General features: G+C 62.3%; 11 protein-coding genes and 2 pseudogenes. All 13 read right to left on the reverse strand.

Translation table 11 applies throughout. From position 1 onward, the window contains the following. Positions 1-18: 18 nt before the first annotated feature. Positions 19-1,560: pseudogene (locus ACJO2E_RS20095) on the reverse strand (DNA translocase FtsK); the annotation flags it as partial. A 410-nt stretch (positions 1,561-1,970) separates the two neighbouring features. After that, positions 1,971-2,589, reverse strand: a pseudogene (locus ACJO2E_RS20100) (DNA translocase FtsK 4TM domain-containing protein); the annotation flags it as partial. Positions 2,590-2,646: 57 nt separating this feature from the next. Continuing rightward, positions 2,647-3,870: an O-succinylhomoserine sulfhydrylase gene (locus ACJO2E_RS07800; protein ID WP_406963318.1), complete on the reverse strand. Its 1,224-nt coding sequence runs from the start codon at positions 3,868-3,870 to the stop codon at positions 2,647-2,649. A 7-nt stretch (positions 3,871-3,877) separates the two neighbouring features. After that, positions 3,878-5,401, reverse strand: coding sequence for an amidophosphoribosyltransferase (purF, locus tag ACJO2E_RS07805; RefSeq protein ID WP_406963319.1), 1,524 nt, complete (start codon positions 5,399-5,401; stop codon positions 3,878-3,880). A 48-nt stretch (positions 5,402-5,449) separates the two neighbouring features. Beyond that, positions 5,450-6,028, reverse strand: coding sequence for a CvpA family protein (locus tag ACJO2E_RS07810; RefSeq protein WP_406963320.1), 579 nt, complete (start codon positions 6,026-6,028; stop codon positions 5,450-5,452). 160 nt (positions 6,029-6,188) lie between these two features. Next, on the reverse strand, positions 6,189-6,884 hold the full coding sequence (locus tag ACJO2E_RS07815) for an SPOR domain-containing protein (RefSeq protein WP_406963321.1): 696 nt from the start codon (positions 6,882-6,884) through the stop codon (positions 6,189-6,191). A gap of 141 nt (positions 6,885-7,025) precedes the next feature. Then, positions 7,026-8,339, reverse strand: a complete 1,314-nt coding sequence (gene folC, locus ACJO2E_RS07820; protein WP_406963322.1) for a bifunctional tetrahydrofolate synthase/dihydrofolate synthase — start codon at positions 8,337-8,339, stop codon at positions 7,026-7,028. Beyond that, a complete protein-coding gene (gene accD, locus ACJO2E_RS07825; protein ID WP_406963323.1) occupies positions 8,326-9,261 on the reverse strand; it encodes an acetyl-CoA carboxylase, carboxyltransferase subunit beta in 936 nt (311 codons plus the stop codon). The genes folC and accD overlap by 14 nt, the downstream gene beginning before the upstream one ends. Before the next feature lie 41 nt (positions 9,262-9,302). Then, positions 9,303-10,115: a tryptophan synthase subunit alpha gene (trpA, locus tag ACJO2E_RS07830; protein ID WP_406963324.1), complete on the reverse strand. Its 813-nt coding sequence runs from the start codon at positions 10,113-10,115 to the stop codon at positions 9,303-9,305. A 46-nt stretch (positions 10,116-10,161) separates the two neighbouring features. Continuing rightward, on the reverse strand, positions 10,162-11,370 hold the full coding sequence (gene trpB, locus ACJO2E_RS07835; protein ID WP_406963590.1) for a tryptophan synthase subunit beta: 1,209 nt from the start codon (positions 11,368-11,370) through the stop codon (positions 10,162-10,164). Beyond that, positions 11,363-12,025 carry a phosphoribosylanthranilate isomerase gene (locus tag ACJO2E_RS07840; protein ID WP_406963325.1) on the reverse strand — a complete coding sequence of 221 codons (663 nt, stop codon included), beginning with the start codon at positions 12,023-12,025 and terminating at the stop codon, positions 11,363-11,365. Before ACJO2E_RS07840 ends, trpB begins: the two co-directional genes overlap by 8 nt. An 11-nt stretch (positions 12,026-12,036) precedes the next feature. Beyond that, entirely contained in the window at positions 12,037-12,942 is a 906-nt protein-coding gene (gene truA / locus ACJO2E_RS07845; RefSeq protein ID WP_406963326.1) for a tRNA pseudouridine(38-40) synthase TruA, read from the reverse strand. 88 nt (positions 12,943-13,030) lie between these two features. Beyond that, entirely contained in the window at positions 13,031-16,144 is a 3,114-nt protein-coding gene (locus ACJO2E_RS07850) for a FimV/HubP family polar landmark protein (RefSeq protein ID WP_406963327.1), read from the reverse strand. Between the last annotated feature and the right edge of the window lie 77 nt (positions 16,145-16,221).

A 16,221-nucleotide genomic window follows, 5' to 3' on the forward strand; every position in this document is an offset into this window, starting at 1 on the left:
TCAGTACCTCCTGAGAACTCAGGGTTTCGGGGGTGGCGGCGCAAGGACTTCCCTGGCGCCATTATGGCCGGCGGGGCTGACCACACCGGCGGCTTCCATGGCGTCCACCAGGTTTGCGGCCCGGTTGTAGCCGATCTTGAACTTGCGCTGAACCGAGGAGATGGACACCCGCCGCCCCTCGGTGACGAATGCCACCGCTTCATCAAAGAGCGCATCGCCCTCGCTGTCGCCACCACCCTCGGACAGGGTGGGCACACCGGGAAGGCTCTCGCCCTCTGCTCCATTAAGGACATCGTCCACGTATTCCGGTTCCCCACGGGCCTTCCAGGCATTGACGATACGATGCACCTCGTCGTCATCAACGAAGGCGCCGTGGACCCGCACCGGCAGGCCAGACCCCGGCGGCAGGTAGAGCATATCGCCATGACCCAGCAACTGCTCGGCGCCGCCCTGGTCCAGTACCGTGCGGGAGTCGATCTTGGAGGACACCTGGAAGGAAATCCGGGTGGGGATGTTGGCCTTGATCAGGCCGGTGATCACGTCCACCGACGGACGCTGGGTGGCCAGGATCAGGTGGATACCCGCTGCCCTCGCCTTCTGGGCGATGCGGGCGATCAGCTCTTCCACCTTCTTGCCGACGATCATCATCATGTCGGCGAATTCGTCGATCACCACCACGATAAACGGCAGGGTTTCCAGTTCCGGGCGTTCCTGTTCGTCATTGTCCAGATACTCGTCCGGCTTCCAGAAAGGGTCGAGGAGCGGCTCGCCGGCAGCCCGCGCGTCCTTTACCTTGCGGTTGTAGCCGGCCACATTCCTGACCCCGAGATTGGCCATCAGTTTGTAGCGGCGCTCCATCTCGGCCACACACCAGCGCAGCGCATTGGCGGCGTCCTTCATGTCCGTCACCACCGGCGACAGCAGGTGCGGGATCCCTTCATAGATGCTCAGTTCCAGCATCTTGGGATCCACCATGATGAAGCGCACATCCTCCGGCGTCGCCTTCAGCAGCATGCTGATCAGCATGGCGTTCACGCCCACCGATTTACCGGAACCGGTGGTGCCGGCCACCAGCAGGTGGGGCATCTTGGAAAGATTCGCCACCATGGGATTGCCGCCGATATCGTTACCCAGCGCCAGGGTCAGTGCCGATGAGGATTCGGTGAACACTTTCGCCCCGAGCACCTCGCTCAGGCGAACCATGTCCCGCTTCTCGTTGGGGATCTCGATCCCAACCACGGACTTGCCGGGAATCACCTCCACCACCCGCACACTGAGCACCGCCAGTGACCGGGCCAGGTCCTTGGCCAGGTTGGAGATCTTGCTGACCTTCACACCCGGCGCCGGCTTGATCTCGAAGCGGGTGATCACCGGGCCGGGATTAACCTCGACCACCTCCACGGAGACACCGAAATCCGCCAGTTTCTCTTCCAGCATCCGCGACATGTGTTCCAGGGATTCCTCGGAGTAGCCCTGGCCCTTGTGTTCCTCCGGCGGGTCCAGCAGCGTCAGTGGCGGTATCGGACTTTCCAGGTCCTCAAACAGGGACGCCTGTTTACGGGTCTCCGCCTTCTCCGACTCACTGACGTCGTCCCGCTTGAACGGCGAGATTTTCACCTTGCTGTTATTGGCCGCATCCGTCTTCTTACCGTTAGCCTTCTTCGGCTTCGGAGCCGGTGCCTCGTCGTCCCGGGAACTGAAACTTTCCAGGATCACCGGCTCATCGTCGTCCAGCCCCCGCCGCGCGGACATGGGATCCGCCTTGGGCCGGGAGACCTCATCGTTATCATCATCCTTTTTCCCGCCAAATGGCCACAACCAACGCCACCTGGGCTTGCCGGATGTCTCCTCCCCTGCCCCGGTAGCGGTCAGCACGGGCGGCTCCGGTGCGGGGTTCACCTTGCGGGCAGATTCCGGCCTGGCGTCTTCGTCGTCGGAGGACTCACCGGGGGTGAACAGGTCCTTGAGCCAGAGCAGCCCCTTGAGCGTGTAGCCGCCCACCGCGTCCATCAACCGGAACCAGGACAGCCCCGTGGTCACGGTCAATGCGAACAGGAAGATGGCCACCAGGATCAGGGTGGTGGCGGGCAGATTGAAGAAGCGGACCATGGCGGAGGACACCGCCTGCCCCAGCACACCACCGGAGGTTGCCCCCAGGCCGAACAGGGAATACAGGGCCAGCAGGCTGCAGGCGGACAACAGGATCAGCAGGAAGCCCCCCGCCCTGACCAGCAGCAGGGGCCAGTGCATCTCCAGGGGATCATGACGCAGGCGGATCAGCAGCAGTGCGTATCCCGCCACCATGAGGGGAAACAGGTAGGAGACCTGCCCGAATACATCCATCATCAGGCTGGCCAGCCAGGCACCAAAGCGACCGGCGGCATTGTCCACATTAATCTGATGGCCGATGGACGCCCAGCCGGGATCGGCCGGGCTGTAGGTGGCGAGGGCCATGGCCAGGAAGATGGTCAATGCGATCAGCGCAATGACCAGACCTTCCCTGGCACCCTGGGCGACCAGACGGCGAAACCGCTGCTGTTTTTCCGTGAGCGCCGCTGGGGCCGCTTCTTGCTTGCCAGTCTTAGCCATGAAGTCCGGAAACGATCCTCTGCTGATGAAATGGCGAAAACGATGATACCGCCGGCATCAAGTCTCCAGGGCCTGCAGGCCCCGGCGCATGTCGTTCTTCAGGTCTTCAAGGGCTTCAACACCCACTGACAGCCGGATCAGGTTATCGCTGATGCCGGCCAGCGCCTTGTCTTCCGGGGACAACCGGCCATGGGTGGTGGTTCCCGGGTGGGTGATCGTGGTTTTCACGTCACCCAGGTTGGCCGTGATGGACACCATGCGGGTGGCATCGATAAAGGCCCAGGCCTCCGGCTGACCGCCACGGACGGTGAACGACAACACACCGCCATAGCCATCCTGCTGCCGGCTCGCCAGCTCGTGCTGGGGATGGCTCTCCAGCCCGGCGTAGTAGACCTTTTCAACCGCAGGCTGCTGTTCCAGCCAACGGGCCAACTGTAGCGCATTCTCACAGTGGGCACGCATACGGATTGGTAAGGTTTCCAGGCCTTTATGGAAGATCCAGGCATTGAACGGGCTCATGGTGGGGCCTGCCGACCGCAGGAAGCCGAATACTTCTTCCATCAGTTGATTGTTGCCCACCACAACGCCACCCAGGCAGCGCCCCTGGCCGTCCAGGTACTTGGTGGCGGAATGGATCACAATATCCGCGCCATACTCGAACGGGCGCTGCAGCACCGGCGTGCAGAAACAGTTGTCCACCACGAACAGGGCGTCGTTGGCGTGGGCCAGCTCGGCCAGCGCCGTCATGTCCGCCACCTCGCACAGGGGGTTGGACGGGGTCTCGATAAACAGCAGGCGCGTACGGTCGGTGACCGCCGCCCGCCAGCCTTCCATATCGGTCAGGCCGACAAAGGTGGTGGATACCCCAAACCGTGCCAGGTATTTCTGGAACAGCACATTGGTGGTTCCGAAAACGCCCCGGGAGCACACCACATGGTCTCCCTGCTGCAGCAATGCCATGCAGGTGGCCAGGATGGCCGCCATGCCGGATGCCGTGGCCACCGCACGATCGCCACCCTCCATGGCCGCAATGCGCTCCTCGAATGCCTTCACCGTCGGATTGGTGAAGCGGGAGTAGATGTTGCCGGGCTCGTCACCGCCGAAGCGGGCGGCGGCCTGGGCGGCGCTGCCATAGACAAAACTGGATGTCGGGAAGATGGCATCGCTGTGCTCAAGCTCGCTGGTGCGGTGCTGTCCCGCACGCACCGCGAGGGTATCCACGGACACCCCTTCCAGGTCCGGCTCCGGTATGAAGGTATGCTCTTCGCGGCGATGGGTCATGCTTTCCTCAGTCTTCGTCGTTATGCAGGTCGATGATACCGTTGTCTTCGGGAAGGCCGGCCCTGGCCGCTTCCCTGACCTCGTCCCGGCGCAGGGCATCAAGCCGCGCCAGGTAGGCATCGTCCACATCGCCTGTAATATAATTGCCATTGAAGACCGAACACTCCCAGCCCTCAATGTCCGGGTTCACATCATTGACACAGGAAATCAGGTCATCCAGGTCCTGGTAGACCAGCCAGTCGGCACCAATCAGCTTCTGGATATCCTCCACGGTGCGGTCATGGGCAATCAGTTCCTGGGGCGACGGCATATCGATGCCGTACACATTGGGATAACGCACCGGGGGCGCGGCGGAGGCGAAATACACCTTGCGGGCCCCGGCATCCCGGGCCATCTGGATGATCTCGTGGCAGGTGGTGCCACGCACGATGGAGTCATCCACCAGCATCACGTTCTTGCCCCGGAACTCCAGATCGATGGGGTTCAGTTTCTGGCGCACGGATTTCTTGCGCATGGTCTGGCCGGGCATGATGAATGTGCGGCCGATGTAGCGGTTCTTGATAAAGCCTTCCCGGAACTTCACCCCCAGCCGGTGCGCCATCTGCAGGGCGGAGGTCCGGCTGGTGTCGGGAATGGGCATCACCACGTCGATGTCATGGTCGGGCCGCTCCCGCAGCACCTTGTCCGCCAGGGTTTCGCCCATGCGCAGGCGGGCCTTGTAGACCGACACCTTGTCCATGATGGAATCAGGACGGGCAAAGTATACATGCTCGAAGATACACGGGTGCAGGCTCGGGGCCTCCGCGCACTGCTCGGTGTACAGCGTGCCGTCGGTTTCAATGTACACCGCCTCACCCGGGGCGATGTCCCGAACCAGACGGAAGCCGGCGGCATTGAGGGCCACGCTCTCGGAGGCAATCATATACTCCTTGCCTTCGTCGGTTTCGCGCACGCCATAACAGGCTGGGCGAATACCGTTGGGGTCGCGGAAGCCGACGATGCCGTAACCCGTGATCATGGCGATTACCGCATAGGCGCCACGACAGCGCTTGTGCACTGCCCTCACCGCCGCGAAGATTTCATCCTTGGTGGGGTTGAGCTTGCCCAGTTTCTGCAGTTCGTGGGCAAACACGTTCAACAGCACTTCCGAGTCGGAATTGGTATTGATATGACGCAGGTCGGTGCGGAACAGATCCCGTGCCAGGTCGTCGGCATTGGTCAGGTTGCCGTTATGGGCCAGGGTAATGCCGTAGGGGCTGTTAACGTAGAACGGCTGGGCCTCGGCGGAACTGGAGCTGCCAGCGGTGGGGTAACGGACATGGCCGATACCCACGTTGCCCACCAGCCGACGCATGTGCGAGGTCAGGAACACATCCCGCACCAGGCCGTTGTCCTTGCGCAGGAAAAACCGCTCATCCTGAAAGGTCACGATACCGGCCGCATCCTGGCCCCGGTGCTGGAGTACGGTCAGGGCGTCATACAACGCCTGATTCACGTACTGTGTACTGACAATGCCTACAATTCCACACATGAGTGCTGTGTTCTCCAGAACATTAGATCAACTGCATTCAGGCGGTAATCAGAGGTTCTCGGCACCGGGCTCCAGGGCCCGGTTCCTGACTGCCTCGGATACCTTCTCCTGCACGGCCTCGCCCGACGGTGCGGGTCCCAGGAAACGTTCGAATTCATCACCAAAGGTCCGCCGGGACCAGTCTTCCACCACGCCCAGGCGTTCAATCATCAGGGACTGCCGCCACCAGGTATCCTCCGCCAGTGGCGTGTACCGGGTGAAGGCGATGGCCACTACCACCACGACCACACCCCGCAACAGCCCGAAAATCATGCCCAGCACCCGGTCAGTGGCACTCAACCCGGTCACCCGGACCAGATGGCCAATCAGGTTGTTGACGATGGCGCCGACAATCAACGTGGCGACAAACAGAATGGCAAAGGCGGCAATCAGGCGAACCAGCGGGGTTTCCACGGTACTGGCCAGCAGCGACTGCATCTGCGGATGGAAGGTCCGGGCAATGATGAACGCCGCCACCCAGGTGACAAGCGACAGCGCTTCCCTGACGAAGCCCCGCTTCAGGCTGATCAGGGCGGAGATTGTCAGCAGGGCGATAATGACCCAGTCGATCCAGATCAGCGCGTTCATGAGTAACCCGGTGATGAACAGGAAACGCGAATTCTATCAGGAATCACCGGCAACCCAAACCATCCGGGCACTTGTGGTTATGCCTACAGGACGAGGAGCAAACGGGGGCACCCGGAATCTCAGGGGGCATTTCAGGACAATCCATGGGCGACGGTTATGATCAACCACCGCCCTCGGTCACCAGGGACTTGACGCCGAACGCCTTGTCCAGCACTTCCTTGGCTTTCTCGGCCTCGGCCTTTTCGGCAAACGGACCGGAGAATACCCGGACCAGGCGCTGGTCATCACGGACCACTTCCTGCAGATGGGCGCCATAGCCGCGCTCCCGCACATTGTCCCGCAGTCGGCGGGCGTTCGACTCATCGCCAAAGCTGCCGAGCTGCAGTACCCAGGCGCCCTCCAGGGTGCGCTCGAAATCCCCTTCCCCGGAGGTATCCGGTTCGGAGGGGGCGGATGCCTGTTGATCGGCTGATGTCTCGCCGGCATTGTCGGCGTTTTCCGCCGATGCAGTGGTTTCTGACTCGGAAGGCTCTTCCTCACCCACCAGCGGCTGCTCGACGGGGGCGACATCGTCGCTTTCGCCAGAAGCCTGTCCCGGCTGGGTGCCCATGGCCGGGTCCTCGACAATCTCCGGGGTGGGTGCCGGGTCCGCTTCCTCCACACGATAGTCCGGCACGCCGCTCAGGGACTCATCCTGCTCGGGCACGGACACTTCCGGGAACGGTGGCTCTTCGGGGATATCCAGGGAACGGACGGCGCGTTCGTCGTGGGGTTCGTCAAACATCATCGGCACGAAGATCACCGCCAGTGAAATCAGCACCAATGCTCCGATAATACGCTGCTTCAGTCCATTCACCTTACTTCGGCTCCCTGTTACAGGCCATGGTAGCGTGACCGGTCACGGGTGACCGGATACGTCGACGTCATGAGTGTGAATATAACCGCCACAGACCGCCAACTCAAAGCGTCGTCTGGTCCATGACGGAACCGTAAGGCGTTACTTCGCTTTTTCTGATACCCCGCCTGCAAAATACCGCTTGCCTTCCACCACGGTAAAGAAGGAGCCGAACACCAGCACCAGGTCGCTCTCCCCCGCCGACTGCACCGCATCGGCAATGGCCTCAGCCACATGATCGTGGACGGTGGTCCTGCCGTCCGGGAGTTCCGGTTCAAGACGCACGGCCAGTGACTCTCCGGACAGGCTGCGGGGCACGTCAAGCCCCGCCAGAAACCAGTGATCCACCTGCGGCACCAGGGCCCGGGCCACACCCACCGAATCCTTGTCTGCGAGGCCCGCATAGACGGCCAGCACCCGCCGATAACCATAGTACTCACGCAGAGTGTCGAGCCGACGGGCGAGCCAGAGTGCGGCGTGGGGATTGTGCCCCACATCCAGGAACACATCCGGCGACCGGGCCACCCGCTCAAAACGCCCCGGCAGGGCAACGCTGGCCAGCACCCGGGCTATCGCCGCGTCATCCAGGCCCACATCCAGCGCCAGGCAGGCCATGGCCGCAGCCGCCAGACTGTTCAATGGCAGGCTGTTCCCAGGCAGGTCGATCCCGTGGCCATCGGCAGTCACCAGTTGTGCCCCGGTCCCCGACGTGCGGATGTCATAGCCCTGTCCGGGCCGGAGCAGGCGAACGTTCTGGGCACTGGCCTGCTGCAGGATGGAGGGTGGAGGATCGTCATCTCCGTAGATGGCCGTCTGTCCGGGACGCAGGATACCGGCCTTTTCATAACCGATGGTGTTGCGATCGTTACCGAGCCAGGCGGTGTGATCAAGGTCAACCGAGGTAATAATCGCCAGGTCGGCATCGAGAACATTGACCGCATCCAGGCGACCACCCAGCCCCACTTCCAGCACCAGGTTGTCCACGCCAGCTTCCGCCATCACCAGGAAGGCCGCCAGTGTGCCGAATTCGAAATAGGTGAGTGAGGTACGGCCCCGGGCCTTCTCCACCTGCTCGAACGCCCGGATCAGCGCCTCGTCACTGGCATCATGGCCATTGAGTCGCACCCGTTCGTTATAGACCAGCAGATGGGGTGAGGTATAGCAGCCGACGGTCTTCCCGGCGGCCAGCAACAGGGCTTCCAGGGCAGCCACGGTACTGCCCTTGCCGTTGGTGCCCCCCACTGTAATCACGCGACCCTGCGGCCCCGACGGCATCAGCTTGCGCAGCACCAGCAGGACCCGGTCCAGGCCCAGGTCCATCTCCACCGGATGAATGGATTCGAGATACGAGAGCCAGTCGGACAGCCCGGAGCCCGCCCCCGGAGAGGCGGGCACCATCCGATCACTGCTCGGCATTGGCCACGTCAGGTGAGTCCGGGCGTTCCGTCACCTCGAATTCGATGGGCTCTTCTTTTTCCGGCCGGTCCAGGTCGGTGAACTTGGCCAGAATGGACGCAATACGTTCGCGCATCTTGTGGCGATGGAGGATCATGTCGATGGCACCGTGCTCCAGCAGGAACTCACTGCGCTGGAAGCCTTCCGGCAGTTTTTCCCGCACGGTCTGTTCGATGACCCGGGGACCGGCAAAGCCGATCAGAGCATAGGGCTCGGCGATATTCAGGTCACCCAGCATGGCCAGACTGGCCGAGACACCACCGAACACCGGATCGGTCATCACGGAGATGTAGGGAATGCCCTCCTGCTTCATCCGTTCCAGCACGGCAGCGGTCTTGGACATCTGCATCAGGGACAGGATGGCTTCCTGCATGCGGGCGCCGCCGGACGCCGAGAAGCAGACCAGAGGGATTCGCTCCTCCAGGCAGATGTTGGCGGCGCGGACGAACTTTTCGCCCACCACCTGCCCCATGGAGCCACCCAGGAAGTTGAACTCGAAGGCACAGGCCACCAGGGGAATGCCCAGGGTGCGGCCACGCATGACCACCAGGGCATCCTTTTCACCGGTAGCCTTCTGGTTCTGGGCCAAGCGCTCCTTGTAGCGCCGGGTATCCTTGAACTTCAGGCGATCCCACGGCTCCAGTTCGTTGGCCACTTCCTCGCGACCATCGTCGTCCAGGAAGATTTCCAGGCGACGACGCGCACTCACCCGCAAGTGATGGTTGCACTTGGGGCAGACATCAAGGTTCTTGTCCAGCTCCGGCTTATAGAGGAATGCGCCACACTTGGGGCACTTCTTCCAGAGCCCCTCGGGCACACCGGTTCGCTGTTTGGATTCCGAGCGGATCTTGCTCGGCATGATCTTGTCTAGCCAGTTGCTCATTTTGTCATCCTGTCATTCCATGGAGGCTGAACGCGACGCCGTCAGGAGGCCAGCCCGTCCAGCGCTTCTCGCATTGGGTGCAGCAGATCCGTAAGCGCCTTTTTCAGCCCGGCCGGATCCGATTGATGGCGAGCTATTGTATCCACCAGCACGCTGCCGACTATTACACCATCGGATACCTTACCCACGGCGGCGGCGGTTTCCGCGTCACGGATCCCGAAACCGACACCCACCGGCAACGCGGTAATGCGCTGGACATTGGCCACCTTGCGACCCACTTCCTCCACATCAATGGAGGCGGCACCGGTCACACCTTTTATGGAAACATAGTACACATAGCCCGAAGAGTGTTCACTGATTGCACGTATGCGCTCATCGGTGGTGGTGGGCGACAGCAGGAAAATGGAGTCCATCCGGCGCTGAGTGAACAGTGGCGCCACTTCGTCGGCTTCCTCCGGCGGCAGGTCCACCGTGAGGATGCCGTCCACACCGGCATCCGCTGCGGCATCGGCAAAGGCCTCGTAACCCATGGCTTCCATCGGGTTCAGGTAACCCATCAGCACCACGGGCGTATGGGGATCCTTCTCGCGGAAGGTCTTCACCATGGCCGTCACCTGACGCAGTGAGGTGCCGTGTTTCAGCGCCCGCTCGCAGGCCAGCGCGATCACCGGGCCATCGGCCATGGGGTCGGAAAAGGGTACGCCCAGCTCGATAATGTCCGCCCCCGCTGCCACCAGGGTGTGCATCAGTTCAACGGTCTGGTCCGGGTGTGGATCACCGGCGGTAATATAGGGAATCAGCGCCTTGCGGCCCTGCTCCCGGAGAGTGTCCAGCACCCCTGCAATTCGACTCATGCGTATGCGTGCTCCTGTATCAGTGGATCCTGGTCCGGCACCGGGCTCAGACCTCGATGCCGTCAAGCTGGGCAATGGTGTGGATATCCTTGTCGCCGCGACCGGAAATGTTGATCACCACCATCTGCTCCGGATCCATGTCGGCGGCCAGTTTGATGGCGTAGGCCACGGCATGGGCGGTTTCCAGTGCAGGCATGATGCCCTCGACCCGGGTCAGCCGGCGGAACGCCGCCAGGGCTTCATCATCCGTTACCGACACGTACTCCGCGCGCCCGATGTCCTTGAGCCAGCTGTGCTCCGGTCCTACCCCCGGGTAATCAAGCCCGGCGGACACGGAGTGGGTTGCGGCAATCTGGCCATTCTCGTCTTCCATCAGGTAGGTGCGGTTGCCATGAAGGACACCGGGGCGACCCGCCGCCAGGGGCGCGGCGTGCTGGCCGGTTTCCAGGCCCAGGCCACCCGCCTCGACCCCATAGAGCTTGACGGACTCGTCGGTCAGGAACGGATAGAACATGCCGATGGCATTGGAACCGCCACCCACACAGGCCACCAGGGCATCCGGGAGTTTTCCGGCCTGCTCCAGTGCCTGTTGCCGGGTCTCGCGACCGATAACCGCCTGGAAGTCACGCACCAGCAACGGATAGGGATGGGGACCGGCCACAGTACCAATGATGTAGAAGGTGTCGTCAACGTTGGCCACCCAGTCACGCATGGCGTCGTTCATGGCGTCCTTCAGGGTGCGGGTGCCACTTTCGACGGCATGGACTTCCGCCCCCAACAGTTTCATGCGATAGACGTTGAGGGACTGTCGCTGTACGTCCTCGGCGCCCATGAACACGTGGCATTCCAGCCCCAGCCGGGCGCAGACCGTCGCCGTGGCAACACCGTGCTGGCCAGCGCCGGTTTCGGCGATAACGCGTGTCTTGCCAAGGAACGACGCCAGCAGGGCCTGACCGATGGTGTTGTTCACCTTGTGGGCACCGGTGTGGTTGAGGTCTTCGCGTTTGAGCCAGATCTGGGCGCCGCCGGTTTCCCGGGTCAGTCGCTCGGCAAAGTAGAGCGGACTGGGGCGGCCGACATAGTGGGCCAGATCCTTGTCGAACGCCGCCTGGAATTCCGGATCCGTCTTCAGCCGGAGGTATTCCCGTTCCAGGGTCATCAGCGAATCCATCAGTGTCTCGGACACGAAACGACCGCCGTAGGCCCCGAAATGCCCCCGGGCGTCCGGCAGCTGGCTCAGCATTTCTTCAGTCAGTTTGGTTGGCACGATTAACCTCGCTCAGAAACTCGGTAATTTTGGCGGCGTCTTTGATGCCCTTGCGGGTGCCTTCAGGTGTGCCGTCGGACGCTTCCACGCCGCCACTGACGTCCACACCCCAGGGCCGAACCTGCCGGGTGGCGGTGGCAACGTTAGCAGAGTTGAGACCACCGGCCAATATCAGGGGTAACGGACGCTGTTCCGGGATGACGGACCAGTCAAAACTCTGGCCGGTACCGCCATACCGCTGTGGACAATACGCATCCACCAGCAATCCCGATGCCCGATTCCAGTCCCGGAAGGCCTTTTCAATATCTTCTCGATGGCGGACCCGGACCGCCTTTATCCAGCGACGATGGAACTGGCTACAGAAATCCTGAGATTCGTCGCCATGGAACTGCAGCAGATCCAGGGGCACCCGGGCCAGCACCTGCTCCACTTCCATGCGTGTCGGATTGACGAAAAGCCCGGTCAGGGTGACAAAGGCCGGCAACGCCCCGGCAATGGCCGTGGCCTGTTCGAGGGTCACGGCCCTCGGACTGGCCTCGTAGAATACCAGCCCGATGGCGTCGGCGCCCGCCTCGGCAGCGGCCAGGGCGTCTTCCGGTCGGGTAATGCCACAGATTTTGGTGCGTGTGCGTACTGGAGACACGACTGACCTCATCAGGAACGGGTTCGTGGCTTTCGATGGATCCAGCTCGGGGCCACCGGGGCATTCAGCCCGTCATCAAACCAGGGTCGGACGAAGGCCGGGCCGCATTGCGCACCGGGGATGGCAAACGCCTCCGGGTAACCCACATCCACCAGGTAAAGCCCTTCCGCCGGTGCGGTGACGGCCGCCTTTCGGCGGTCACCGGTGGCCAGCACCTCCGCGACCCAGGCCGGGGGGTATTTACCCTGGCCAACGGCCATCAGCGTGCCGGCAAAATTCCGCACCATATGGTGCAGGAAGGCGTTGGCCTGGACATCGATCACCACATAGTCACCCCGGCGATGGACCCGGATGAACTCCACGAAACGCCAGGGCGAGCGGGACTGGCAACCGGCTGCCCGAAAGGCACTGAAATCATGCTCTCCCTGCAGGAGGTGCGCCGCTTCCTGCATGGCTTCCGCATCCAGCGGACGGAATGTCCAGGACACCTGTGGTGCCAGCAGCGCCGGCCTTACCGGACCATTGAAGATAACATAACGGTAGCGGCGGTACACCGCCGAAAATCGCGCGTGGAAGGGTTCCGGGGTGTTACCGGCCCAGTGTACCGCAATGCTGCGTGGCAGTGCCGTGTTGATCCCCATGACCCAGGACCGCAGGTTGCGCACCGCCCGCGTGTCAAAATGCACCACCTGGTAGCTGCCATGGACGCCGGCATCGGTACGCCCGGCACAGACCAGGTCCACGGGTTCATCCGCCACCTTGCTGACCGCCCGGGTCAGCGTCTCTTCCACCGATGGCACGCCGCTTTTCTGGAGTTGCCAGCCATGGTAGGCGGCGCCGTCGTATTCCAGGGCGAGGGCGACCCGGCCGTCGCCGATGGCATTGTCAGTGGTTAGCGGAATGGGTGTCTGGAACAAGGTGTTACCGGGTCGATATATGGGGTGCGTCAATAAAGAACGCCGGCGCATGGGCCGGCGTTCTGGTTCAGCTCACTATTATAACGGATCAGGGCAGCTTTTTGAGCAGTGATTGCGCTTCGGTCTTCTGCTCGTCGCTTCCCTCCAGGATCACCTCCTCCAGGATCTCCCGGGCACCTTCACTGTCGCCCATATCCACGTAGGCACGGGCCAAGTCCAGCTTGGTCGCCACTTCGTCCGTGCCGGACAGGAAATCGAAGTCATCGTCATCGCCCAGGGAGGCTTCGTCGATCTCGTCGATGCTGGATTTGTCGCCGGAACGGGGTTCAGATTCTTCCACAGGCGTACCGGCCTCCTCATCCGCAGCCGATTCATTGTCGAGCTCGGGAATCTCCAGGTCGGACAGGTCGTCCCCCGCCGGCTCCTCGCCGGTGGCCTCGGACGCGGACTCCGGTTCTTCCAGGTCCAGGTCGCCCAGGTCGAGCTGGCTTTCGTCTTCCGGCTCGGATTCGGAGGCTTGGTCCATCAGCTCCAGGTCTTCGTCGGACACATCCAACTCCAGATCCTCAAGCCCGTCGTCATCACTGCTTTCTCCGGACGTAACCTTGTCCAGCTCGGCATCGAGCTCGTCGAGGAAGGATTCGTCCATGTCCGCCTCATCCTCCGGATTGGCGGACTGGTCAACGGGCTCTTCACCCTCGCCTTCCAGCTCCAGGTCACCGAAATCAAGGTTGTCCTCTTCGGTGGGCTCTGCCGCGCCTTCCACGTCCTCCGCAGCCGGCTCACTGTCGACGCCGGCATCTTCGAGATCCAGGGAACCGAAGTCATCATCCAGTTCCAGGGACTCCTCTTCGGTCCGGTCGCTGACGTCAGCCTCGCTGCCCTGCTCTTCCGGCAGCTCGAAGTCGATATCGCCGAGGCCGTCGTCGGATTCTTCCGGGGTGGATTCCGGTTCCGGCTGCTTCGCTTCTTCCTCGGCCGCATCGGAGGTATCCAGTCCGGAGAAGTCATACTCAATGGGTGCGTCCCTATCTTCCTCCTCCTCCGATTCTCCTGCGTTCTCTTCCGGCAGGTCCAGCTCCTCGAACGAGGTCATCAGTTCACTGGTTTCCTCATCCATGGGGGTGCTGGCCATGTTATCGGAGGCTTCCTCATCCCCCCGGGAGCCACCCAGAGCGTCGCCGCCACGGAGCTGGGATTCCAGCTCGTCGATACTGGGGGTGGATTCTGCTTCTTCCAGGCGGGCACGAAGGGCTTCCGCTTCCGGCTGGGCGTCATCGAGCTCCATGGCTTCCAGCTCCGCGTACTGCTTGTCGAACGCGGCACGGTTGCCGGTATCCGCGTAGACCGCCAGCAGCTTCAGGCGCAAGTCGGAACGGCTCGGCTCCCGGGAGATGGCGTTTTCCAGCACTTCAGCGGCGGCTTCATGCTGACCGTAGGAAACATACCGGTCCGCCTCTTCCATGGCGCCGGCGGATTCCGCTGCTTCTTCCTCTCCCAGGGTGAGCTCGAAGCCATCATCTTCTTCGCCTTCATCCAACTGCTGATAGAACTCATCCTCCTTGTTAGAGCGACGACGGGAAATCAGAAGCACCACCAGCAACAGCAGAACCAGGAAACCGCCGAGGGCGATCTGGTACAGGAAGTTGCCAGCAATCAGGTCAATGGCGGTGGCCAGGAAGCCCTTGTCCTGCCCGGGGCGGGACGGCTGCGGTTGCTCGGCTTCCGGCTGCTCACCGGTGGCAGCCACGGGGCCATCGGCAGCGACATCGGTCGGCTGCCCGTCGTCCTGCGACTGCATGGTAGTAGTGTCATCACCCGCGGCCATGTCCTCATCGGTCATGGCCGGTTCATCCATACCGGACATGGCATCGCCCGCCGGTTCGGCCTGATCCCCCGGCATGCCAGTATCGGCCGCCTCATCCACGGCCTCACCATCCTGCGCCATGGTATCGTCCGCCATTTCCCCGGCGTCACCTTCCGCGGTCGCAGTTTCATCAGCGGCATCCTCAGTACCGGGCTCCGCTGTGGTCACGCCCGGCTCTTCGCCGGAGCCATCCGCGGGTTCACCATCCCCGGCCATGCCACCCTGGATTTCGGCAAGCTGGGTATCCTTCAACTCGATCAGCCGCTGCAGGGTTTCCACCTGATCCTGCAGGTCTTCCACCCGACTGTTGAGTTCGTCGTTCTCCCGTTGTACGCGGTCCAGTTCCTCCAACGCGACGGCCTCACCCGCATCCGCGGTACCGCCCTGGCGACCGTCACCACCGGCAGAACCGTCGCTGCGAGCGTCGCCACCGTCCTCAGGCACTACCAGCCTGAGTTCGTCGGGCGACGCCTGACCGGCGCCATCACCGCTGCCCGACGCAGCGACATTACCCTGGGTGGCGTCCACTTCGGGCTCAGGCTGGGCGAAGGCCCGGTGCTGGGCTGCCACTTCACGACTGGCCTGGGCCCGGGTACGGGAGGTCATGTCGTCCAACTCCGGCACCCGGAGTATTTCGCCGCGCTTGATCCGGTTGATATTGCCGTCTATAAACGCATCGGGATTCAGGTCCTGGATGGCCAGCATAACCTGTTCCATGGACACACTGGTGTCTGGCCGAACTCGCTCGGCAATTTCCCAGAGCGTGTCGGATGCCTGTACCTCCAGGCTGCCACTGACGGCGGAACGGGTTGTGGTTGTGGTGGTCGCATCACCGGAAGCCGGCTGAGTGTCCTGGCCGGCGGTGTCGCGGGGCTGGCTGGTGGTCTGCCGGGTCTGTGTGCTCTGCACGGGCTCGGAGACCCCGGAATCCTCGGCATAGACCGGGGGGTCCACCAGTACCGAGTATTCCCTCATGACACGACCGCTGGGCCAGGTCACCTCCACCAGGAAATTCAGGTAGGGCTCGCGCACCGGCTCGCTGGATGTCACCGTGATGACCAGCTCGCCATTGGGCGCGGTGGTCACTTCAAAGTTCAGGCGCGTAAGGAAGAAGTCGCGGCGCAAGCCAACGCGTTCAAAATCCTGCTCTGATGCCAGATTAACAATGATGTCGTCGGGGCTAACACCGTCCAGCCTGTTAACGTCGATCTCTGCATTCATTGGCTGGTTCAGATAGGACTGTATTTCTATCTCCCCGAGCCCCAGCGCCTGTGCGACACCGGAACCAAGCCCTCCTGCCAGAGCCAGAGCAACCGCAAGCTTGCGTACTTTCATGCTTTTTCCTTACCAGTCTCCGTTATTCGTTACCGCTAGATGAATACAGAATCGGACGAGGTTGGATGACTTTCACT

Source organism: Marinobacter shunpengi, from assembly GCF_045449695.1.
Classification (GTDB): domain Bacteria; phylum Pseudomonadota; class Gammaproteobacteria; order Pseudomonadales; family Oleiphilaceae; genus Marinobacter.

What these genes read in the sequence shown, in the direction of transcription:
- ACJO2E_RS07810 (WP_406963320.1), bottom strand. Translation starts at nt 6,028, where the DNA reads ATGAACGCGCTGATCTGGATCGACTGGGTCATTATCGCCCTGCTGACA.
- trpA (WP_406963324.1), bottom strand. Translation starts at nt 10,115, where the DNA reads ATGAGTCGAATTGCAGGGGTGCTGGACACTCTCCGGGAGCAGGGCCGC.
- ACJO2E_RS07800 (WP_406963318.1), bottom strand. Translation starts at nt 3,870, where the DNA reads ATGACCCATCGCCGCGAAGAGCATACCTTCATACCGGAGCCGGACCTG.
- ACJO2E_RS07850 (WP_406963327.1), bottom strand. Translation starts at nt 16,144, where the DNA reads ATGAAAGTACGCAAGCTTGCGGTTGCTCTGGCTCTGGCAGGAGGGCTT.
- accD (WP_406963323.1), bottom strand. Translation starts at nt 9,261, where the DNA reads ATGAGCAACTGGCTAGACAAGATCATGCCGAGCAAGATCCGCTCGGAA.
- purF (WP_406963319.1), bottom strand. Translation starts at nt 5,401, where the DNA reads ATGTGTGGAATTGTAGGCATTGTCAGTACACAGTACGTGAATCAGGCG.
- folC (WP_406963322.1), bottom strand. Translation starts at nt 8,339, where the DNA reads ATGCCGAGCAGTGATCGGATGGTGCCCGCCTCTCCGGGGGCGGGCTCC.